The sequence below is a fragment of the Nocardioides bruguierae genome (assembly GCF_023554635.1).
GTDB lineage: Bacteria > Actinomycetota > Actinomycetes > Propionibacteriales > Nocardioidaceae > Nocardioides > Nocardioides bruguierae.
In genome coordinates this window covers 70,370-89,942 of record NZ_JAMJPH010000006.1, presented here as the reverse complement: position 1 = coordinate 89,942, position 19,573 = coordinate 70,370, and the positions used below count along the sequence as shown (strand labels likewise).

General features: G+C 73.6%; 18 protein-coding genes. 14 read left to right on the top strand and 4 right to left on the bottom strand.

Annotated features, from left to right (window positions below):
* Window positions 1–50 precede the first annotated feature (50 nt).
* From atpA to M8316_RS05135, 6 genes are all read left to right on the top strand, one after another.
* Window positions 51–1,685 (top strand): F0F1 ATP synthase subunit alpha, encoded by a 1,635-nt coding sequence (gene atpA / locus M8316_RS05160; protein ID WP_250052616.1) that lies wholly within the window; start codon window positions 51–53, stop codon window positions 1,683–1,685.
* 40 nt (window positions 1,686–1,725) lie between these two features.
* On the top strand, window positions 1,726–2,661 hold the full coding sequence (locus M8316_RS05155) for a F0F1 ATP synthase subunit gamma (protein WP_250052615.1): 936 nt from the start codon (window positions 1,726–1,728) through the stop codon (window positions 2,659–2,661).
* A 20-nt stretch (window positions 2,662–2,681) separates the two neighbouring features.
* Window positions 2,682–4,136: a F0F1 ATP synthase subunit beta gene (gene atpD / locus M8316_RS05150; RefSeq protein WP_250052614.1), complete on the top strand. Its 1,455-nt coding sequence runs from the start codon at window positions 2,682–2,684 to the stop codon at window positions 4,134–4,136.
* On the top strand, window positions 4,136–4,537 hold the full coding sequence (locus M8316_RS05145) for a F0F1 ATP synthase subunit epsilon (RefSeq protein ID WP_250052612.1): 402 nt from the start codon (window positions 4,136–4,138) through the stop codon (window positions 4,535–4,537). Before atpD ends, M8316_RS05145 begins: the two co-directional genes overlap by 1 nt.
* Window positions 4,538–4,668: 131 nt before the next feature.
* Window positions 4,669–5,121, top strand: coding sequence for a DUF2550 domain-containing protein (locus M8316_RS05140; RefSeq protein WP_250052610.1), 453 nt, complete (start codon window positions 4,669–4,671; stop codon window positions 5,119–5,121).
* Between the two features lie 80 nt (window positions 5,122–5,201).
* Window positions 5,202–6,422, top strand: coding sequence for an MFS transporter (locus tag M8316_RS05135; RefSeq protein ID WP_250052607.1), 1,221 nt, complete (start codon window positions 5,202–5,204; stop codon window positions 6,420–6,422).
* A gap of 48 nt (window positions 6,423–6,470) precedes the next feature.
* On the opposite strand, the gene M8316_RS05130 is transcribed toward M8316_RS05135, so the two are convergent.
* A complete protein-coding gene (locus M8316_RS05130) occupies window positions 6,471–7,091 on the bottom strand; it encodes a hypothetical protein (RefSeq protein WP_250052605.1) in 621 nt (206 codons plus the stop codon).
* A gap of 139 nt (window positions 7,092–7,230) precedes the next feature.
* Between M8316_RS05130 and M8316_RS05125 the strand changes: the two genes are divergently transcribed.
* Window positions 7,231–7,965, top strand: a complete 735-nt coding sequence (locus tag M8316_RS05125) for a response regulator transcription factor (protein ID WP_250052603.1) — start codon at window positions 7,231–7,233, stop codon at window positions 7,963–7,965.
* Window positions 7,962–11,837 (top strand): MMPL family transporter, encoded by a 3,876-nt coding sequence (locus tag M8316_RS05120; RefSeq protein ID WP_250052601.1) that lies wholly within the window; start codon window positions 7,962–7,964, stop codon window positions 11,835–11,837. The genes M8316_RS05125 and M8316_RS05120 overlap by 4 nt, the downstream gene beginning before the upstream one ends.
* A gap of 55 nt (window positions 11,838–11,892) precedes the next feature.
* Here the strand turns inward: M8316_RS05120 and M8316_RS05115 are convergent, their stop codons facing one another.
* Window positions 11,893–12,648, bottom strand: coding sequence for a DUF4240 domain-containing protein (locus tag M8316_RS05115; protein ID WP_250052599.1), 756 nt, complete (start codon window positions 12,646–12,648; stop codon window positions 11,893–11,895).
* Window positions 12,645–13,271, bottom strand: coding sequence for a cob(I)yrinic acid a,c-diamide adenosyltransferase (locus M8316_RS05110; protein WP_250052597.1), 627 nt, complete (start codon window positions 13,269–13,271; stop codon window positions 12,645–12,647). The genes M8316_RS05115 and M8316_RS05110 overlap by 4 nt, the downstream gene beginning before the upstream one ends.
* 233 nt (window positions 13,272–13,504) lie before the next feature.
* Between M8316_RS05110 and M8316_RS05105 the strand changes: the two genes are divergently transcribed.
* The 6 genes from M8316_RS05105 (at window position 13,505) to M8316_RS05080 (ending at window position 19,190) form a co-directional block, all read left to right on the top strand.
* The gene (locus M8316_RS05105) at window positions 13,505–13,810 is read left to right on the top strand and encodes an STAS domain-containing protein (RefSeq protein ID WP_250052595.1); all 306 of its coding nucleotides are present in this window, start codon (window positions 13,505–13,507) and stop codon (window positions 13,808–13,810) included.
* A gap of 148 nt (window positions 13,811–13,958) precedes the next feature.
* Window positions 13,959–16,034, top strand: a complete 2,076-nt coding sequence (locus M8316_RS05100) for an ethylmalonyl-CoA mutase (protein ID WP_272494739.1) — start codon at window positions 13,959–13,961, stop codon at window positions 16,032–16,034.
* 90 nt (window positions 16,035–16,124) lie between these two features.
* A complete protein-coding gene (locus tag M8316_RS05095; RefSeq protein ID WP_250052593.1) occupies window positions 16,125–16,328 on the top strand; it encodes a hypothetical protein in 204 nt (67 codons plus the stop codon).
* Window positions 16,329–16,407: 79 nt separating this feature from the next.
* Window positions 16,408–16,932 (top strand): ferritin, encoded by a 525-nt coding sequence (locus M8316_RS05090; protein WP_250052591.1) that lies wholly within the window; start codon window positions 16,408–16,410, stop codon window positions 16,930–16,932.
* Window positions 16,933–16,961: 29 nt separating this feature from the next.
* Window positions 16,962–17,885 carry an FAD-dependent oxidoreductase gene (locus M8316_RS05085; RefSeq protein WP_250052589.1) on the top strand — a complete coding sequence of 308 codons (924 nt, stop codon included), beginning with the start codon at window positions 16,962–16,964 and terminating at the stop codon, window positions 17,883–17,885.
* 138 nt (window positions 17,886–18,023) lie between these two features.
* Complete coding sequence (locus M8316_RS05080) at window positions 18,024–19,190, top strand: ATP-binding protein (RefSeq protein ID WP_250052587.1); 1,167 nt, start codon at window positions 18,024–18,026, stop codon at window positions 19,188–19,190.
* Window positions 19,191–19,239: 49 nt separating this feature from the next.
* Here M8316_RS05080 and M8316_RS05075 read toward each other — a convergent pair whose 3' ends face one another.
* The gene (locus M8316_RS05075; RefSeq protein WP_250052586.1) at window positions 19,240–19,569 is read right to left on the bottom strand and encodes a DUF952 domain-containing protein; all 330 of its coding nucleotides are present in this window, start codon (window positions 19,567–19,569) and stop codon (window positions 19,240–19,242) included.
* Between the last annotated feature and the right edge of the window lie 4 nt (window positions 19,570–19,573).

The window sequence follows — 19,573 nt, the reverse complement described above, 5'->3', positions numbered from 1 at the left end:
CCGGCCCCCACCCACCTGACTCCCGCACGACACAGAGAGAAGGAACGACGATGACGGAGCTCTCGATCCGTCCGGACGAGATCCGCGACGCGCTGCAGAAGTACGTGGCCGACTACCAGCCCGACGCGGCCAGCCGCGAAGAGGTCGGCACGGTCGCCCAGGCCGCGGACGGCATCGCGCGTGTCTCCGGCCTCCCGTCCGCGATGGCCAACGAGCTCCTCGAGTTCGAGGACGGCACGCTGGGCATCGCCCTGAACCTCGACACCCGCGAGATCGGTGTCGTCGTGCTGGGTGACTTCGACAAGATCGAGGAGGGTCAGACGGTGCGCCGCACCGGCGAGATCCTCTCGGTGCCGGTCGGCGACGGCTTCATGGGCCGCGTCGTGGACCCGCTGGGCAACCCCATCGACGGCCTCGGCGACATCGAGTCCGTCGGCCGCCGCGCCCTCGAGCTGCAGGCCCCGACGGTGGTCGAGCGCAAGTCGGTGCACGAGCCCCTGGCCACCGGCATCAAGGCGATCGACGCCATGACGCCGATCGGCCGCGGCCAGCGCCAGCTCATCATCGGCGACCGCGCGACCGGCAAGACCACGATCGCGATCGACACGATCATCAACCAGAAGCAGAACTGGGAGTCCGGCGACCCCAGCAAGCAGGTCCGCTGCATCTACGTCGCCGTCGGCCAGAAGGGCTCGACCATCGCCTCCGTGCGCGGTGCCCTCGAGGAGGCCGGCGCCCTGGAGTACACGACCATCGTGGCCGCCCCGGCGTCCGACTCCGCCGGCTTCAAGTACCTCGCCCCCTACACCGGTTCGGCCATCGGCCAGCACTGGATGTACGACGGCAAGCACGTCCTGATCGTCTTCGACGACCTGACCAAGCAGGCCGAGGCCTACCGCGCCGTGTCGCTGCTCCTGCGTCGTCCGCCGGGCCGCGAGGCCTACCCGGGTGACGTCTTCTACCTGCACTCCCGCCTGCTCGAGCGCTGTGCCAAGCTCTCGGACGAGATGGGTGCCGGCTCGATGACCGGTCTGCCGATCATCGAGACCAAGGCGAACGACGTCTCGGCCTTCATCCCGACCAACGTCATCTCCATCACCGACGGCCAGATCTTCCTGCAGTCGGACCTGTTCGCCGCGAACCAGCGCCCGGCCATCGACGTCGGTGTCTCCGTGTCCCGCGTCGGCGGTGCGGCGATGACCAAGGCCATGAAGGGCGTCACCGGCTCCCTCAAGGTCGACCTGGCGCAGTACCGCGCCATGGAGGCCTTCGCCATGTTCGCCTCGGACCTCGATGCCGCGTCGCGCCAGCAGCTGGACCGCGGTCAGCGCCTGATGGCGCTGCTCAAGCAGCCGGCCTACTCCCCGTACCCGGTGGAGGACATGACGGTGTCGCTGTGGCTGGGCACCAGCGGCCGCCTCGACATCGTCCCCGTCGACGACGTGATCCGCTTCGAGCAGGAGTTCATCGACTACCTGCGCCGCTCGCACGAGGGCATCCTGTCCTCCATCCGCGAGAGCCTGAAGTTCGAGGTCGAGGAGGGCCTGAGCGCCGCCTACGACTCGTTCCTCGACCAGTTCGAGACCTCCGACGGCTCCTCGGTGAAGCCGGGCCGCGAGGAGACCCAGGCCCTCGGTGACGACGAGCTCGGCCAGGAGCAGATCGTCAAGCAGAAGCGGGGCTGACCCGTGACGATCCCGACGACGAGCAAGGAGGTGAGCGCACATGGCAGTCTCGCTGCGTGAGTACCGGGCACGCATCAAGTCGACCCAGTCGATGAAGAAGATCACCCGAGCCATGGAGCTCATCGCTGCCTCGCGCATCATCAAGGCGCAGCAGCGGGCACAGGCCGCTGCGCCCTACGCGCGAGAGCTGACGCGTGCCGTGTCGGCCGTGGCGACGTACTCCGACGTCGACCACGTGCTGACGACCGAGCCCGAGAACCCCCAGCGTGCCGCGGTCCTGGTGATCACCAGCGACCGTGGCCTGGCGGGCGCCTACTCCTCGAGCGTGCTGAAGGAGGCCGAGCGTCTGGTCGGTCGCCTCACCGAGGAGGGCAAGGAGGTCGACCTGTACCTCTCGGGGCGCAAGGCCGAGGCCTACTACCGCTTCCGCGGTCGGCCGGTGGCCCAGTCGTGGACGGGCTTCTCCGACAGCCCGACCTACGACGCCGCGGCCGAGATGGGCGCGACGCTGATCGAGGCCTTCCTCAACGGCGCCGGCGGAGCCGAGGCCACGGACAGCGAGATCGCCGGCGTGGACGAGGTCCACGTGGTGTTCACGCGGTTCATCTCGATGCTGACGCAGGAGCCCCACGCGACGCGCCTGCTGCCGCTCGAGGTCGTGGAGGGCGTGGAGCAGCCGGAGAACACCGACCTGCTGCCGCTGTACGAGTTCGAGCCGTCCGCCGAGGAGGTCCTCGACGCGCTGCTGCCGCAGTACGTCGTGAGCCGGATCTACTTCTGCCTGCTGCAGGCCGCAGCCTCCGAGCTGGCCGCCCGTCAGAAGGCGATGAAGTCCGCGACCGACAACGCGGAGGAGCTCATCAAGAAGTACACCCGCATCGCCAACCAGGCCCGCCAGGCCGGCATTACCCAGGAGATCAGCGAGATCGTCGGTGGCGTCAACGCCCTCGCCGACGCCAACGCTGGGTCCGACTGACCACGGAGTGAGTGAGAGACATGACTGCAACTCTTGAAGAGACCAGCCAGGCGGGCGGCGCGAGCGTCGGTCGGATCGCCCGGGTCATCGGCCCCGTCGTCGACGTGGAGTTCCCCGTCGACGCGATGCCTGAGATCTACAACAAGCTCGAGGTCCAGGTGACCCTGGGCGGCGAGACCTCCACCCTGCCGCTGGAGGTGGCCCAGCACATCGGTGACGGCATGGTCCGCGCCATCTCGCTGAAGCCGACCGACGGCCTCGTGCGCGGCGGCCAGGTGACCGACACCGGCAACCCGATCATGGTGCCCGTCGGCGACGCGACGCTGGGCAAGGTCTTCAACGCCACCGGTGACGTCCTGAACCTCGCCGAGGGCGAGACCTTCGAGGTCAACGAGCGCTGGGGCATCCACCGCAAGGCCCCGGCCTTCGACCAGCTCGAGTCCAAGACCCAGATGTTCGAGACCGGCATCAAGGTCATCGACCTGCTGACCCCGTACGTCCAGGGCGGCAAGATCGGCCTGTTCGGCGGCGCCGGCGTGGGCAAGACCGTGCTCATCCAGGAGATGATCGCGCGTGTGGCCCGCGACCACGGTGGTGTGTCGGTGTTCGCCGGTGTCGGCGAGCGCACCCGTGAGGGCAACGACCTCATGGTGGAGATGGAGGAGGCGGGCGTCCTCGGTCAGACCGCGCTCGTCTTCGGCCAGATGGACGAGCCGCCGGGCACGCGTCTGCGCGTCGCCCTGTCGGCGCTGACGATGGCGGAGTACTTCCGCGACGTCCAGAACCAGGACGTGCTGCTGTTCATCGACAACATCTTCCGGTTCACCCAGGCCGGTTCCGAGGTGTCCACGCTGCTCGGCCGCATGCCGTCCGCCGTGGGCTACCAGCCGAACCTCGCCGACGAGATGGGCGTCCTCCAGGAGCGGATCACCTCGACCCGCGGTCACTCGATCACCTCGATGCAGGCGATCTACGTGCCGGCGGACGACTACACCGACCCGGCCCCGGCGACCACGTTCGCCCACCTGGACGCCACCACCGAGCTCTCCCGTGAGATCGCGTCGCTGGGCATCTACCCGGCCGTGGACCCGCTGACCTCGACCTCCCGCATCCTCGACCCGCAGTACATCGGTCGGGAGCACTACGACTGCGCGATCCGCGTGAAGCAGATCCTGCAGCGCAACAAGGAGCTCCAGGACATCATCGCGATCCTCGGTGTCGACGAGCTCTCCGAGGAGGACAAGGTCATCGTCTCCCGAGCCCGTCGCATCCAGCGCTTCCTCTCGCAGAACACCTACGTGGCGAAGCAGTTCACGGGCATCGAGGGCTCGACCGTGCCGGTCAAGGACACCATCGAGGCGTTCAACAAGATCGCGGACGGCGAGTACGACCACGTGGCCGAGCAGGCCTTCTTCATGTGCGGCGGTCTGGACGACGTCGAGCAGAAGTGGGCTGAGATCCAGAAGAGCCTCTGATGGCTGTCTCCGTGGGAACCGGCCTGCAGGTCGAGATGGTCGCGGCCGACCGCATCGTGTGGTCGGGCGAGGCCTCCATGGTGATCGCGCGGACGGTCGAGGGTGACGTCGGCATCCTGCAGGGGCACACGCCCCTGCTGTCGCTGCTGACCGACGCCGCGGTGGAGATCACGACGCCCGAGGGCATCGTGCACGCCGCGGTCGACGGTGGCTTCGTGTCCGTGGCCGACGACCGGGTCTCGATCCTCACCGAGCGGGCGCTGCTCGCCGAGGAGATCAAGATCGACGAGGTGCACGCGGAGCTCGAGTCCGTCGAGCACCTCCCCACCGGCGACGAGCGCGAGATGCGCCTGCGCCGGGCCGAGGCGCGCATGCGTGCCTACGAGGCATCGCGCGGCTGACGTCGTGCGTCCCGGACGCCCCGTGCCCCTGAGGGCACGGGGCGTTCGTGCGCCCACCCTGCCTGCGACAGGTCTCGACCAGGGCCGCTAGGCTCTGGTCACGGGCGCGGCGTGGCGCGGAGGAGGTGCGGATGGCGATCTGGGAGTGGCTGCTGGACGCGGCCCTGGTGCTCCTCGCCCTCCTGCTCCTCTACGTCGTGGGTCTCGTCCTGCGACGTCGCCTCCTCGGCCGCCACGGCGGCACGTTCGAGCTCGCCCACCGGGTCGACGCCAGCCGCCCCGGTCGCGGCTGGGCGCTGGGCGTCGGCCGGTACGCCGACGAGCGTCTCGAGTGGTTCCGCGTCTTCTCCCTCTCCCCGCTGCCGAAGAGCGCCTGGGCGCGGGCCGAGCTGGAGTACCACGGCCGCCGCCAGCCCGACGGCGACGAGCAGATGGCGCTGTACCCGGGCCACGTGGTGATCACCTGCACCGGCCCCCGGGGTGCGGTCGAGCTCGCCATGGCCCCGGAGACGGTCACCGGGTTCCAGGCCTGGCTGGAGGCGCGTCCTCCCGGGGCCGAGATGCCCGGCGGCGCCCGCTCCTGAGGTCGGCCCGGACCGCCGGCTCGGCGCCTTCCGAGGCAGCTGGGTAGACCGGTAAACCTCCGGGGTGTCACAGTGGGCTCGTGAGCACCACCGCACCCCGCCGGAGCCCCCGTCCGGCGTCCCTGCCGCCCCGCCTCGTCCTGGCCCGCAACAGCGTGGCCGGCAGCTTCGCGCTGAACGGGATCGTCTTCGCGACGTTCGCCTCGCGGCTGCCGGACGTCCGCGAGCGGCTCGACCTGAGCAACGGCGCGCTGGGCCTGCTGCTCCTCGCAGCGTCGTGCGGCTCCCTGCTGGCACTGCCCGCCACGGGCTGGGTGATCGGTCGCATCGGTGCGGGCAACACGGTCCGGGTCGGCGCCCTGCTCGACACCGTGGGTCTCCTGGTCGCCGTGCTGGGTGCCGTGCTGGGCACGCCCGCCGTGACGGTCGTCGGGCTCTTCCTGCTGGGGATGGGCAACGGCTCGTGGGACGTGGCGATGAACGTCGAGGGCGCCGAGGTCGAGCGGCGGCTGGGCTACACGATCATGCCCCGCTTCCACGCCGGCTGGAGCCTGGGCTCGTTCCTGGGCCTCGGCGTCGCCACGGTGCTGCTCGCGCTGCACGTCGACGTGCTGGTCCACGTGGGCGTCGTGGTGGCCGTGGTCCTGGTGGCCGCGCACCTGACGGCGGCACGCTTCCTGGAGCCGCAGGACGAGGACGACGAGACCGCGGTAGTGCGTGACTCGCGCTCGGCCTGGGGCGAGGGCCGCACCCTCGCGCTGGGCCTGATGGTGCTCGCCTTCGCCCTCACCGAGGGCACCGCCAACGACTGGCTGTCACTGGCCCTGATCGACGGCTACGACCTGCCGCACTGGGCGGGCGTCGGCGGCTTCACCGTCTTCGTCGTGGCCATGACGACCGGACGCCTGGTAGGCACGGCCCTGCTCGACCGGCTGGGTCGCGTCCGCGTCCTGCTCGCGAGTGCCGCGTGCACCTTCGTGGGCGTGCTCCTCACCGTCTTCGGCCCCCACCTCGCGGTCGTCGTCGTCGGCATCCTCTTCTGGGGCGCCGGCGCCGCCCTCGGCTTCCCCGTCGGCATGTCGGCCGCGGCGGACGACCCGGTGCGGGCCGCCGCCCGGGTCTCCGTGGTCTCCACCATCGGCTACGGCGCGTTCCTCGCGGGCCCGCCGCTGCTGGGCTGGCTGGCCGACCACGTCGGCACCCTGCACATGCTGCTGTTCCTCGCCGCCATGGTGGTGCCCTCGGCGCTGGCCGTGGGTGCTGCCCGCGAGCGCCCGGTGCCGCCGGACCGCACGGTCTGAGGTCCGCGGCGTCGGCCCCCAGTTTCAAACGCAGCTTCAGCCGCACCCTCAGCCGCATCCCGGGAGCGCCGTCAGCGGCCCGTCCGGGGCGGCGCCCGCGGCCGCACCGTCGCCACCGAGGGTGCCGGCCGGCAGCGCGGCCTGGAGCACCACCGCGCCGCCGCGCAGCCGCACGCTCTCGACGGTCAGGCTGTCGCCCGGCCCGCGGGTGGTCGCGCCGGTGCCGTCCCGCCCGGCGAGGCCCGCGGCGATCTCGCGGGCCTGCGCCAGCGGCACCACGAGGGTCAGGCTGCCGCCGTCGTGGGTCAGGGCACCGTCCTCACCGCGTCGTGCGTCGCGCAGCCGGAGGTCGAGGGTCGCGTCGTCGCGCTCCAGGTGCACCCCGACGTCCCCCAGCGAGCCGCCGGCCAGGGCGAGCGGCAGCCGCCAGGTGGACACGTCGAGGTCCACTGTCGCGTCCGCCTCGTCGCTCCCGGTGCAGGCGAGCGCGCCGGCCAGCCGGTCCTCGAGCCGTCGCTCCACGGCGTGGGAGCCCAGCAGCAGGCCCACCAGCAGCACCAGGACGCCGGTCAGCAGCCCGACGACGAGCAGCCGGGTCCGGCGGCGTCTGCTGTCGGGTGGGGGAGAGGAGGGTGGCGTGGCGGGGGCGGGAGGCCTGGTGCTCGACATGGGCACCGAGCCTGGCGCCGACGGCTGAGGGACGACCCCGCCCGCGGCTGACGGTCCTCCGCCCGTCGGGGCGGGCGTCGGCACCGCTCCGGGTGCCGATCGTCAGCCAACCGTCAGGTACGGGCCCCACACTGGGCGGGTGCCCTCCCTGTCGCCCGCCACCGAGACGCGTACGGACCCGCCCGCCGACCTGCTGGTCGTGGAGGACGAGGCGTCGCTGCGCACGGTGCTGGGGCGCACGCTCTCCTTCGCCGGGCACGGGGTGCGCACCGTCGGCACCGTCGCCGCGGCACGCGACGCCCTCGCCGAGCGGCTGCCCGACCTCGTCGTGCTCGACGTGATGCTGCCCGACGGGTCGGGGCTGGACCTCTGCGCGCACGTGCGCGAGCACCACCCGGGCGTGGCCGTCGTCTTCCTCACCGCCCGCGACGGCGTCGACGACCGACTCACCGGCTTCGCCCTCGGCGGCGACGACTACCTGACCAAGCCGTTCTCCGTGGCCGAGCTCGTGGCGCGCGTGCAGGCGGTGCTGCGCCGCACCCGGGCACCGCAGCCGGCCGAGCCGACGCAGCCCGGCCTGCGCGTGGGCGACCTGGAGGTGCGTGAGGACTCCCACGAGGTGCTGCGCGACGGGCAGCCACTCACCCTCTCGCCGACCGAGTTCCGCGTGCTGCACCTGCTGGCCCTCAATGCCGGGCGGGTGCTCAGCAAGCAGCAGATCCTCGACCACGTGTGGCGCTACGACTTCGGCGGCGACGGCGGCGTGGTGGAGAAGTTCGTCAGCCAGCTGCGGCGCAAGGTGGACGCCGGGCGCGAGCCGCTCCTGCACACGGTCCGCGGCTTCGGCTACGTGCTGCGGGAGCCGCGGGCGTGACGCCTCCGGCGACGAGCCTGCGGGGCCGGCTGGTCCTGGTGACCGTGGCGGTGCTGCTCGCCGGCCTCGTCGCCGTCGACGTGACCGCCTGGCTCGGGCTGCGCCACCACCTCGCCGGCCGCACCGACGAGGCGCTCGAGCGCACCGCTGCCCGGGTCGCGCTGCTGGACCCCGGACGCCCCGTCACCGTCGACCCGGGCACGCTCACGGGGATCGTGCCAGGTGGTCTCCTCGTCGTCGCGCTGGACGAGGACGGCGCGGTGGTGGGGGAGCAGGCGCCCACGGGCCTGCCGTCCTCGGCCATGGACGACGCCGTCGACCTCGCCCGCACCGCACCCGAGCAGACGCTGGTCACCGCGGGGGAGGGGGAGGACGCCGTCCGACTGCTGCGGATCTCGCTGGCGCCGGACAGCAGGCTGCTCGTGCGCAGCGGCACCGGACGCGACTCCGACCGGGTCAGGGTCGACGCCGTGGTGGTGGGGCTCCCGTTGGCCGACGACGTGGCGGCGCTGCGGGCCCTGCTGCTGGTCGAGCTGGTCGCCGGCGTCCTGGTGCTCCTCCTGGGCGCGCTGGCGGCCGCAGGGCTGGTGCGGGTCGGGCTGCTCCCGCTGCGCCGGATGACGCGAGCGGCCCGGGCGATCGAGGCCGGTGAGGACGCCGTGGTGCCGCCCGGCGCGCCCGGCACCGAGACCCACGAGGTGGCCACCGCGCTGAACGAGGCGTTCGCGGCCCGGGCACGCTCGGAGGCCGCTGTCCGGCAGTTCCTCGCCGACGCCTCGCACGAGCTGCGCACGCCCGTGACGGCTCTCGCGGCCTGGGGCGACCTGCACCGCGCCGGCGCCCTGCCCACGCCCGCGGACACCGACGAGGCGCTGGACTCCGTGGGTCGGGAGGCCGACCGGCTGCGGGTGCTGGTGGAGGAGATGCTCGTCCTGGCGCGGATGGACGCCGGGGCCCCGCACGCGAGCGAGCCGGTGGACCTGGCCGCGGTCGTCGCGGAGTCGTGCACCTCCCTGGCGGTGCTCGCGGGCACCGACGCAGCGGGCCGTCCGCGGCTCGTCCCACCCGTCGCCGCCGGACCCGCACCGGTGCTGGGCGATCGGCCCGCCCTGCGGCGGGCGGTCGACAACCTCGTGGTGAACGCGGTGCGGCACGGCCTGGGCGGAGGCGGCGGTCGGGTCGAGGTGGTGCTGGCGCACGACGAGACGGGCCACGTCGCCGTGCGGGTGCTGGACGACGGCCCCGGACTGGGTGACGAGCAGCGCGCGCACGCCACCGACCGGTTCTGGCGCGGGGACCCGGGTCGGGCCGGTCGCGCCACCCCCGAGCCCAACGGTGACGCTGCCACGGACGCCACCGACGGCGGTGGCAGCGGGCTCGGCCTGGCGATCGTGGCGGAGACCGCGGCACGGCACGGCGGCGTGCTGAGGCTGCTGCCCCGGGAGGAGGTGACCGGCCTGGTGGCGGAGCTGTCCCTGCCGGGCGCCCCGGGGACCGGAGCCGTCGTCAGCGGATCGTCAGGTGACCGGCAGGACCTCCGCGGTCGGGGCCCGGGTCGCCCCGGAGGCGGAGCCGGTGCGATGGGTCTCGTGTCCACCACTGACGACCGAGAAGCCCCGACCGCCCCGCAGCAGCACCCGGACCCCGGCCCGCCCCCGTGGGGCCGTGCCCGTGTGCGGGCCGCCCGGCTCGTGGGCCGTGCCGCCGACCTGCCGGTCCACCGGCCCCGCTCCGTGCTCGCCGCCTGGCTCGTCCTGGTGGTGGCCCTGCTGGCGGCGGCCGCCACCTGGGGCGGCACCTACACCGACGACATCGACGTGCCCGACAGCCAGGCCGTCGCGGCCGCCGACCTGCTCGCCGAGCACCCGGCAGCGGGCCAGGGGTCGGGCCAGGGGTCGGGCCAGGCCGGCGGGTACAGCGCCACCGTCGTCCTGCACGACCCCGACGGCCTGACCTCCGTCGACGCCGCCGCGCTGGACGCGTTCTCCGTGGACCTGACGGCGGTGGACGGGGTGTCCTCGGTCAGCGAGCCGCTGGCCCCGGGCACGGTCAGCGACGACGGCACCACCGCCCTGGTCACCCTGCGGCTCCCCGAGAACCCCCGCTCCCTCGACGACGCCGAGGTGGACGCGCTCCTGGCGGCGACCGACGACCTGCCGAGCACCGTCGAGGTCTCGTGGGCGGGTGTGCTGGGCGACGTGGTCGAGTCCGCGCAGCACCCCGGCGGCCACCGGCTGCCCGAGATGATCGGGCTGGGCGTGGCGCTGCTGGTCCTGCTGCTGGCGTTCGGCTCGGTGCTCGGCGCGCTGCTGCCCCTGGCCTCGGCGGTGCTGGGCGCGCTGGCCGGGTCCGCGCTGCTGCTGCTCCTGGCCGCGGGGCTGACCCTGGGCACCTCCGCGCCGACGCTCGCGCTCATGATCGGGCTCGGCTGCGGCATCGACTACGCGCTGTTCCTGCTCACCCGCGCCCGGCAGCGGCTGCTCGAGGGCGCCGAGCCGGCCGCCGCCGTCCGCGACGCCCAGCGCAGCGCCGGGCACTCGGTGCTGGTGGCCGCCGGCACCGTCGCCGTGGCCCTGCTGGGCCTCTACGTGAGCGGCGTCGACTTCGTCGGACGGCTGGGCCTGGCCGCCGTCGTCACGCTGGCCACGGCCGCGCTGGCGGCCGTCACCGTGGTGCCGGCCGCGACCGTGCTGCTCGGGCGGCGGATCGACCGGCTGCGCGTGCGGCGGCCCGTGGCGGAGGGGCCGACCAGCCAGGAGGACGCCCGGGAGGGTGGCCAGGAGGGTGGCCGGGACCGCTGGGCCTCGTTCGCCCGTGCCGTGGCCCGGCGCCCGGTGGCGGTCACCGTGCTGGGCGTGCTCCTGCTCGGGGTGCTGGCCGTGCCGCTGGCCTCCATCCGGCTCGGGCACGTGGACGAGGGGGCCGACCCCGTCGGCACCACGACCCGCACGGCCTACGACCGCACCGTCGAGGGGTTCGGCCCGGGCGCGCCCGCCTCCGTCACCGCCGTGCTCGACCTGCGCGAGGTCCCCGAGGCCGCCAGGGCCGAGGCGATGACCGAGGCGGCGACCCTCGTGGGGGACACCGGCGGGGTCGCGTCCGTGACCGCCTTCGTCGCCTCCGCCGACGGCGAGGTCGCGACCGCCACCGTGGTGCCCGACACCGAGCCGCAGGACGCCGGCACCACCGACACCGTGCACCGTCTCCTCGGCGAGACCGGCGACGCCGTCGAGGAGGCCACCGGCGCCCCGCTGATGATGACGGGCCAGACCGTCGGCCAGGTGGAGATGGGGGACCGGCTCACCGACCGGCTGCCGCTCATCGTGGCGTTCGTGGTGGGTGCGGCGTTCGTGCTGCTGACGGTCACCTTCCGCAGCCCCGTCGTCGCGCTCAAGGCCGCGGTGATGAACCTGATCTCCATCGGCGCCTCCTACGGCGTCGTGGTGGCCGTCTTCCAGTGGCAGTGGGGCTCGCAGCTCTTCGGCCTGGACGAGGCGGTGCCGGTGGAGTCCTTCGTGCCGATGATGATGTTCGCGATCGTCTTCGGGCTCTCGATGGACTACGAGGTCTTCCTGCTCAGCCGGGTGCGGGAGGAGCACCTGGCCGGGCGCGGCACCACCGACGCGGTGGCCACCGGGCTCTCGGCCACCGCCCGCGTCATCACGGCGGCGGCCGCGATCATGGTCAGCGTGTTCGGGGCGTTCGCGTTCACCGGGGACGTGGTGGTCACGATGCTCGCGGTCGGGCTCGCCGTCGCCGTGCTGGTCGACGCGACCGTCGTGCGGCTGCTGCTGGTGCCGGCCACGATGGTGCTGCTGCGGGAGGCGAACTGGTGGCAGCCGCGGTGGCTGCGCCGGGTGCTGCCCGGCTGAGACCGCCGGGCTGGGACCGCCCGGCTGAGACCGCCGGGCCGGGCCGGAGGGGGCCTCAGGCGTCGGCGGGGGCGCCCCCGGCCAGCTCGCGGGCCAGACCCTCGAGACCGGTGAGCAGCCAGTCGTAGACCTCGACGCGGTTGATGGCCTCCAGCAGCATCGGCGGCGGCACGACCAGCACGACGTGCTCGGGCTCCTCGACGTTCGGCCACAGGGTGGGGGTGGGCTCGTCGAAGCCCTCCATCACCGCCAGGTGCAGCTGCGGTGCGGCCGTGGGCCAGTCCTGGTGGCGCGCCAGCGCCCGGTCGAAGGCCGGGTCGGAGGCGGGCACGGGTCCGAACGCCGGGTCCGGCCCGATGCCCAGGGCGCCGGTCACCTCGGCGACGTTCTCGTCGTAGGCGGTCTCGACGTCGTCGGGGGAGGTCAGGTGCAGCCACTGGAAGGTCACGGGCGGCGTGGCGGGCAGGCCGAACGCCTCGTCCTCGCCCTCGACGGGGGCGACCACGAGCAGTGCCTCCGCCTCGTCCCACGCCCAGCGCTCGGGGTCGAGCGGCTCGCCGGCGGCCAGGGTCGCCTCGTAGGTCTCGCGGCCGGCGGCGATCACCGCGGCGGCCAGCCACTCGGCGGTGTCGCCGGTGTGGGTGCCGGGCACGTCGCAGGCGCGCAGCAGCTCCTCGACGAGCACCTCCACCCGCTCGGCGAACGCCTCGGCCTCGGCCGTGCTCAACCGCTCGACCAGGTCCTCCACGGTGCCGTCGTCCGCGACGCCGCCGAGGGAGTCGACGTGGGCCCAGAACTCCTCGGGGGTCACGGCCGGGCCTCCTCGTCGGTGGTGCTCTGGTCGGTGGTGGTCTGGTCGGTGCCCCGCTCGCCCCCGGGCACCCACAGCACGTCGCCCTGTGCGCGGTTGGCGTGCCGGGCGAGGATGAACAGCAGGTCCGAGAGGCGGTTGAGGTAGGTGACGGCGAGGAGGTTCATGGACGCGCCGTGCTCCTCGACCGCGGCCCAGGCCGCGCGCTCGGCACGCCGGGCCACGGTGCGGGCCACGTGCAGGTGCGCGGCGCCGGGGGTGCCGCCGGAGAGGATGAACGAGCGCAGGGTCGGCAGGTCGGCGTTGTAGGTGTCGCACCAGCCCTCGAGCCGGTCGACGTAGGCCTGCTCCACGCGCAGCGGCGGGAACTCCGGGTCGGGCACCACCGGCGTGCACAGGTCGGCGCCGACGTCGAAGAGGTCGTTCTGCACGTGCGTGAGCACGGCCACCACGTCGTCCTCGAGGCCACCGCAGGCCACCGCGAGCCCGACGGTCGCGTTCGTCTCGTCGACGTCGGCGTAGGCGTGCAGGCGGCTGTCGTTCTTGGTGGTCTCGCTCATGTCGCCGAGGCGGGTGCGGCCGCCGTCGCCGGTACGGGTGTAGATGCGGGTGAGGTTGACCATGCCTCGCAGCGTAGTGGCAGGTCGGTGGCCCCGCGCACGCCCCGCGGGGCGCTCCGCGAGCGCGCCTCGGCCCCGTCGGCCACAGCCTCGCGACAGGCCCGGGAGAGGCGGGGGAGAGGGACACGGAGAAAAGTCCGGCCCCGGGTGCAACCCCTGGCCCTGCTCGCGCGTCACAGTAGGTAAAGAACCACGTGACGGGCCCTCGGGGGTCCGCGCACCGGAGAGGCTGGCTCATGGAGATCGAGGCGGACGGGAGCACCCTGCGCCTGCACGGCGACTGCGTCGCGCAGACGACCGGGGTCGTGCGCGAGGCGCTGTACGCGCACCTGGAGGAGCACCCGCGGGCGACCGTCGACCTGGCCGACGTGGAGGTCGTGGACCTGACGAGCCTGCGGATGATCGCCGCCGCGAGCCGTCGCGCCCACCTCGAGGGCCGCCGCCTGGCGCTGCGGGGGTGCCGCCCCTCCGTGCGTCGCCTGCTGGCCGTCTCGCGGCTGAACCGGGTCGTGGAGGTCGAGAGGCAGCCGGTCTCCGCCTGAGCCGGACCCCCGCCCGGCCCCGCAGCTCCACGGTGCTGGGCGTCCGGCATCCGAGCGCCCGCGTCCGATCGTCAAGGCCCCGGACGCGTGTGACGTGCCACACGGAACCGGGTTACCGGCGCGTACGGGTCGGCCTACGCTCCCCTGCATGAGCGAGCAGCAGCAGTCGCCGGAGCAGGGTCGCCCGGCGAGCGACCGTCCCGAGCGCGACCGCCCCTGGGTGATGCGCACCTACGCGGGCCACTCCACCGCGGCGGCCTCGAACGCGCTGTTCCGCACGAACCTCTCCAAGGGCCAGACCGGCCTGTCGGTGGCGTTCGACCTCCCGACCCAGACGGGGTACGACCCGGACTCCCCGCTCGCGCGCGGTGAGGTCGGCAAGGTCGGCGTCCCGGTGCCGCACCTGGGGGAGATGCGCCGGCTCTTCGACGGCATCCCGCTGGCGGACATGAACACGTCGATGACGATCAACGCCACTGCCATGTGGCTGCTGGCGCTGTACCAGGTCGTGGCCGAGGAGCAGGCCGGCGTCCCGGACGGGCAGGCCGACCCCGCCGAGGTGGCCGCCCGGCTGGCGGGCACCACGCAGAACGACATCATCAAGGAGTACCTCTCCCGGGGCACCTACGTGTTCGGGCCGGAGGCGTCGCTGCGACTGACCGCGGACGTCATCGCCTACACGGTCAACGCCGTGCCGAAGTGGAACCCGATCAACATCTGCAGCTACCACCTGCAGGAGGCGGGCGCGACGCCCACCCAGGAGCTGGCCTACGCGCTGTGCACCGCGATCGCGGTGCTCGACCGCGTCCGCGACTCCGGGCAGGTGGCGCCCGAGGACTTCGGCCGGGTGGTCGGACGCATCTCCTTCTTCGTCAACGCGGGCGTCCGCTTCGTCGAGGAGATGTGCAAGATGCGCGCCTTCGTCCAGCTGTGGGACGAGATCACCCGCGAGCGCTACGGCGTCGAGGACGCGAAGATGCGGCGCTTCCGCTACGGCGTCCAGGTCAACTCCCTCGGGCTGACCGAGGCGCAGCCGGAGAACAACGTCCAGCGGATCGTCCTGGAGATGCTGGGCGTCACCCTCAGCAAGGACGCCCGCGCCCGCGCCGTGCAGCTGCCGGCCTGGAACGAGGCGCTCGGGCTGCCGCGCCCGTGGGACCAGCAGTGGTCGCTGCGCCTGCAGCAGGTGCTCGCCTACGAGTCCGACCTGCTCGAGCACGAGGACCTCTTCGCCGGCAGCCACGTCGTCGAGGCGAAGGTCGCGGCGCTCGTCGAGGGGGCCCGGGCCGAGATGGACCGGGTGCAGGCCATGGGCGGCGCGATCGCCGCCGTGGAGTCCGGCTACATGAAGTCCGAGCTGGTCTCGGCGCACGCCGCGCGCCGTGCCCGGATCGAGTCGGGCGACGAGGTGGTCGTGGGCGTCAACCGCTTCACCAGCACCGAGCCGTCCCCGCTCACGGCCGACCTGGACGCCGCGATCCAGACCGCCGACCCGGCCGCCGAGGCCGCGGCGCTGGAGTCCGTGCGCGCCTGGAAGGAGCAGCGGGACGAGGCGGGCGTGACCGAGGCCCTCGCCGCACTGGCGGCGGCCGCGAAGACCGACGAGAACCTGATGACCGCGACCCTGGCGGCCGCCCGTGCCGGCGCGACGACGGGGGAGTGGGCCCAGACGCTGCGCGAGGTGTTCGGCGAGTTCCGTGCCCCCACCGGCGTGGCCGGAGCGGTGGGTGCTGCGGCCGCGGGCACCGAGCTGACCGCGGTCCGAGAGCGGGTGCAGGCCACCGGCGAGGAGGTCGGCGGACCGGGCGCACGGCTGCGGCTGCTGGTCGGCAAGCCGGGCCTCGACGGCCACTCCAACGGCGCCGAGCAGGTCGCCGTGCGGGCTCGCGACGCCGGGTTCGAGGTGATCTACCAGGGCATCCGGCTCACGCCCGAGCAGATCGTCGCCGCCGCCGTGGCCGAGGACGTGCACTGCGTCGGCCTCTCGATCCTCTCCGGCTCGCACATGGAGCTCGTGCCGGCCGTGCTCGACGGGCTGCACGCGGCCGGTGCCGACGACGTGCCGGTCGTGGTCGGCGGGATCATCCCCGACTCCGACGCCCGGGCGCTGCTCGAGCGGGGCGTGGCGGCCGTGTACACGCCCAAGGACTTCGGCCTGACCGAGATCATGGGCGGCATCGTCGACGTCGTCCGCTCAGCACAGGGCCTGGACCCGCGTCCCTGACCGCCGTGCGGAGGCCCTGGTGTGTGAGGAACGTATGAGATCCACAGGTGAGGTGAGGCATACCTTCCTTCTTCTTGCTACCGTCGTCGCGTGAGCAAGAAGAAGGGCAAGAAGAGCGGCAAGGCCTGCGTGCCGAAGCTCAAGTGCTGCGAGTCGAAGTCCAAGTGCGGCCGCTGCCCGCTGCGCATGCTCAAGGAGGGCACGCTGCCGGACGGCTACACCGTCAAGCGCCGCAAGCTCGTGCGCCTGGACGGGGGCACCTTCTCCAAGAAGGACCTCACGCGCGCGGCCTGAGGCTCCTCGCCTAGGCTCGTCCCACCCCCGCGGGTGAGGAGCCGCCCTCCCCGCGACACCCGCACCGAAGGAGTCGGCCGTGGTCGCCGCACGTTTCGCAGACGCCCTGAACACCCAGATCGCGCACGAGCTCGCCGCCCACCACCAGTACCTGGCGTGCGCGGTGCACTACGACTCCCAGACGATGCCCCGCATGGCGGCGTTCTTCTACGCCCAGGCGCTCGAGGAGCGCGAGCACGCCATGATGATGGTGCAGTACCTGCTCGACACCGACGCCGAGGTGCGCATCCCCGGCACCGAGGCCCCGATCACCACCTTCGACGACGTGGTGGCGCCCGTCGCGCTCGCGCTGGAGCAGGAGAAGCGGGTCACCGAGCAGATCAACGGCCTCATGCGGATCGCCCGCGAGGAGATGGACTTCGCCAGCGACCAGTTCATGGCCTGGTTCGTCAAGGAGCAGGTCGAGGAGGTCTCCTCCATGTCCGACCTGCTCGCCGTCTGCATGCGCAACGCCGACGACGTGGACGAGATCGAGGAGTGGGTGACCCGCGAGGGCGGGAGCGAGGGCGAGGACCCGACCGCCCCGCCGGCCGCCGGCGCCTGAGCCGCGTCGCGGCACGGAGGGGGGCGGACGTGGGGCGCGTGCTCGTCGTGGGTGCCGGCGTCATCGGGCTGAGCGCGGGGGTGCGGCTCCTCGAGGCCGGGCACCGCGTCGACGTCCTGGCCCGGGACCTGCCCGCGGAGACGACCTCCGCCGTGGCCGCGGCCATCTGGTACCCCTACCTCGCCGAGCCGCGTGAGCGGGTGGGGGCCTGGGCGGCCACGACGTTCGCCGAGCTCACGGCCCTCGCGGACGTCGAGGACGCCGGCGTGCGGCTCCTCGCCGGTCGCGAGCTGCGCCGGGTCGGCGGCGAGGAGCCGTGGTGGCGCGCGGCCGTCCCGGACGTCGGTCGCACCGACGACGTGCCCCGCGGGTACGCCGAGGCCTGGACGCTGACCGTGCCGGTCGCCGACATGAGCGTCTACCTGGCCTGGTTGCGCCGTCGCTTCCTCGCCCTCGGCGGCACCCTCACCCGGCACGCCCTCACGGTGCTGCCCACCGCGCCCGAGGGCGGTGCCGTCGTGGACGCCTCCGGGATCGGTGCCCGGCTCCTCGCCGGCGACGACAGCGTGGGGCCGGTCCGCGGGCAGGTCTTCCGGGTGCACGCACCCGATGTCGACTCCTGGACCCTGGACGGCGAGGGCCCCACCTACGTGGTGCCGCGCGTGCACGACGTGGTGGTCGGTGGCACCGAGGAGCCCGGCGACTGGGACCGCACGGTCCGGGCGGGCACCGCCGAGGACATCTGGCGGCGGGCCCTCGCGGTCGAGCCGCGACTGGCCGGCGCCCGCGTGCTGGCCCAGCGCGTCGGCCTGCGGCCGCGTCGCCCGCAGGTGCGGCTCGAGCGGGTGGGACGCACCGTCCACTGCTACGGCCACGGCGGTGCCGGCGTCACGTTGTCGTGGGGCTGCGCCGACGAGGTCAGGGCGCTGGTGGACGAGGCGCTGGCCGGCTGAGGCCCCTGCTGGGGGCTGGTGCACGAAAAGATACCGGACGGGGTATTCCAACCCGGTGAACCGAGCGCCGGGATGAGGCAATAATGTGCCCCTATGTCTGGTGGTTTCTCGGGATCCGCCGGCCACGAGGAAGACCCCGTGCCCGGCACGTGGGCGCCTGCGGGTGCGCACGGGGACGGCGCGCGCCCTCCCGGCCCGCTCCACCGCGTCCCGGAGCCGGAGGCCGACGACCGGCTGCCGGCCCCGTCCGACCCCGCCTCCTTCTGGCGGCTGCTGGCGCAGGCCAGCCCCGACGCGCTCTGCGTGCTGGACCGCGAGGGCCGGGTGGCCGAGCTCAACGACCTGGCCCTCGGGATACTCGGCTGCGCGGCCGAGGACGTCGTGGGCACCGCGCTCTCGCCGCTCCTGGACCCGCCGCTCGGCCTCCCCTCGGACCCGGTCCCGACCGTGCGGCCCGACGGTGAGGCGCGCGAGGCCGTGCTGCGCCGTCCCGGCGGCGAGGAGCGGCACGTGCGCGTGGTCCTCAGCGAGCCGCCCTCCGGCCTGGCGCCGGGCGTCGTCCTCGTGGGCCTGCGGGACGTCACCGAGGAGCGGGTCCTGCACGACCGGGCCGACCGTCTGCGCGACGACCTGGTGGCCACGGTCTCCCACGAGCTGCGCACCCCGCTGACCTCGATCATCGGCTACGTCGAGCTGCTGCGCGACGTGGAGTCCGACCGGCTCGGCGCCCGTGCGGCCTCCATGCTCGAGGTGATCGCCCGCAACGCGCAGCGCGAGCTGCGGCTGGTCAACGACCTGCTCGACCTCACCTCGCTCCAGGCGGGGGTCTCCAGCGCGTCGATGCGGCACGTGCCGGTGGCCGACCTGGTGCGCCGCTGCGCCGAGGGCCTGCGGATCGCCGTGCGGCAGCACGGGCTGCGGCTGCTGGTGGAGATCGAGGACGAGGCCGTCGTCCGTGGTGACGCGCAGCGGCTGGAGCAGGTGCTCGACAACCTCGTCACCAACGCCGTGAAGTTCACCCCGCCCGGAGGCACGGTGCGGGTCGTGGCCCGGGTGGAGCAGGACGAGGCGGTGCTGCTCGTCGCGGACACCGGCGAGGGGATCGCTGCCCACGACCTGCCCCGGGTGTGCGACCGGCTCTACCGGGGCGAGAACGCCGTCCGCTCGGCCGCGCAGGGCGCGGGCCTCGGGCTCAGCATCGCCCGCGCCGTGGTGAGCACCCACGGCGGGCGGCTGGAGATCGACAGCGAGGTCGGGGCGGGCACCTGCGTCACGGTGCGGCTCCCGCTCGACGAGGCCCGCTAGGGTCCGCTGCCGGTCGGTCGGTCGGCCGGCCCGGCTCAGGCAGGCAGGCTCAGGCGGGCGGTGCGCTCACCGGACGGACCTCGACGACCGCGCCGGGCGTGATCGGCCCGTACAGGTGCGGGAACGTCTCGGTGCCGCCGGGCACGGCCGGCTCCTCCACCAGCGGTGCGGCCAGGAGGTCGGTGTCGACCACGAGCAGCACCAGCGGCTCGGTGACGCCGGCGTAGAACCGCGCGAGCACGCCCGCGACCTGCTCGGGCCGGGCCGCGTGCAGGAAGCCCTCCTCGGCGAGGGTGCGGCCGCGGGTGGAGGTCGTGTACTCGCCGGACGCCTGGGCGGCCTCCCAGTCGGCGACGGTGGCGACGTGGTGGACGATCATCGCG

Bases quoted from the DNA above. Each gene is read 5' to 3' on its own strand.
- atpA (WP_250052616.1), top strand. From the start codon at position 51: ATGACGGAGCTCTCGATCCGTCCGGACGAGATCCGCGACGCGCTGCAG.
- M8316_RS05155 (WP_250052615.1), top strand. From the start codon at position 1,726: ATGGCAGTCTCGCTGCGTGAGTACCGGGCACGCATCAAGTCGACCCAG.
- atpD (WP_250052614.1), top strand. From the start codon at position 2,682: ATGACTGCAACTCTTGAAGAGACCAGCCAGGCGGGCGGCGCGAGCGTC.
- M8316_RS05145 (WP_250052612.1), top strand. From the start codon at position 4,136: ATGGCTGTCTCCGTGGGAACCGGCCTGCAGGTCGAGATGGTCGCGGCC.
- M8316_RS05140 (WP_250052610.1), top strand. From the start codon at position 4,669: ATGGCGATCTGGGAGTGGCTGCTGGACGCGGCCCTGGTGCTCCTCGCC.
- M8316_RS05130 (WP_250052605.1), bottom strand. From the start codon at position 7,091: ATGTCGAGCACCAGGCCTCCCGCCCCCGCCACGCCACCCTCCTCTCCC.
- M8316_RS05110 (WP_250052597.1), bottom strand. From the start codon at position 13,271: ATGGTCAACCTCACCCGCATCTACACCCGTACCGGCGACGGCGGCCGC.
- M8316_RS05105 (WP_250052595.1), top strand. From the start codon at position 13,505: ATGGAGATCGAGGCGGACGGGAGCACCCTGCGCCTGCACGGCGACTGC.
- M8316_RS05100 (WP_272494739.1), top strand. From the start codon at position 13,959: ATGAGCGAGCAGCAGCAGTCGCCGGAGCAGGGTCGCCCGGCGAGCGAC.
- M8316_RS05075 (WP_250052586.1), bottom strand. From the start codon at position 19,569: ATGATCGTCCACCACGTCGCCACCGTCGCCGACTGGGAGGCCGCCCAG.